The sequence below is a fragment of the Segatella salivae DSM 15606 genome (genome assembly GCF_000185845.1).
GTDB lineage: Bacteria > Bacteroidota > Bacteroidia > Bacteroidales > Bacteroidaceae > Prevotella > Prevotella salivae.
On record NZ_GL629647.1, the window covers coordinates 343,098 to 344,657 of the forward strand.

A 1,560-nucleotide genomic window follows, 5' to 3' on the forward strand; every position below is an offset into this window, starting at 1 on the left:
ATATAAACTTAAACATTCTTTTGTATTATATTTTTTATTATTTCTAAAGAAAAGTTCTATCTTAGTGATAGCTGCAAAGGCTGAATCAAGAGTCTTCTTCATATTCCCAGCCATGTCTCCTGGAGCATACCGTTCATATTCACACTCATCGATAGCACTAATAAATAGTTGTATTATTGAATAATCAACACCACGAGCAGAGAGTTTTTCTGAAATATTTGTACGTGATAGTTCCTCTATAGACATATTTAGTTTATCACTAACATAGTCCCATAAAGTATGTAAGACTTCATTATAAAACTCTTCAGTATCTCCTCTTTCCATTAAATTATTTGCTAATTTAAGTTTCTTTGTAGCCATTTTATTAGCATGTACGCCTCGTAATTTAACAGCATCCTTTTTGTCATTTTCATACCTCCTTAGTAATATAAACATAGAGACAAAAATTACAATCAGCAAAATAATGATAATAAAATATGCAATAGATCCAAAGAAATAATCTCCAACTTCATGATTTTCCTTATCATTAGCCTTTATTTCATGAATATCATTATCATCTTTCTGAAACTCAGAAATACCATTATCCCTCTTATTTCCTCCTAATACTTTTATACTTAAATTTTGTGTTTTAATATCTTTATAACTTTGTTTTTCTACATCAAAATAGTTAAATGAGATAGCTGGAATAGAATATTCACCTTGATTTTGAGGTATGACCAAATACTCATATATCATTTTCCCTTCAACTCCATTAGAAGTTAAATGAGTTTTATCCGTAATCTTAACATCATATTTTTCGAAATCTTTTGGAAAGATAACATTAGGTTGTTTCAATAATTTAAGATTCCCAACCCCACTAATTTCAATGGTTAACGTTACAGGTTGTCCAGCCTTTACAATCGATTTACTTAATCTTGTTGAAACGTTAAATTTCCCAACACCGCCAGAAAAGTTCGCGGGACGATTAGGCAATGGATCTACTTGAATTGTAAGACTTGGTGCTTTTATATCTCTTTTCACTTCTGTATAACCAGAACCACCATTAAAGAAAGCCTCAAATGGATCTACAGAACGATTTTGTTGTACTATTATCCCTTTAAATGTAATACTTGGAATGGTAAGTTTTCCTGTCATTTGAGGATACATAACATATTGGCTCCATGTGACACAACGATATGGCCTACCATTTACTCGTTCTATATGAAAACTCTTTTGTTGTGGCAATTTAACCTCTTGTGTATGAAAGCCTGTTAATTCAGGCATATCACCTTTTAGTTGAGTTAAATCAACAAGTGTATAAACTTTATATGTCAACGTTATTGGTTCTTGTTCACAAACACGACGTTTATTTGCGCTGACACGAATAAAAAGGCTATTTCCAGAGATACGCGAACTTACATCATGCAAATCTCCATCCTCATTATATTGGTTTTTGATATTATTACGGCTATGCCCCTTACCAACTATAGTAACTTTAACTGCATTAGATTTTATCTTACGCCCATTAACGACGGCCTGTGCAGAAGGCAAACTATAAATGCCTTGTTTGACTGCATATAA

Annotated in this window: 1 protein-coding gene; it reads right to left on the reverse strand. The window is 32.0% G+C overall.

The window, feature by feature from the left end; all coding sequences use genetic code 11:
• On the reverse strand, positions 1–1,560 hold a 1,560-nt coding region (locus HMPREF9420_RS01505; RefSeq protein WP_007133616.1), incomplete at both ends, for a BatD family protein.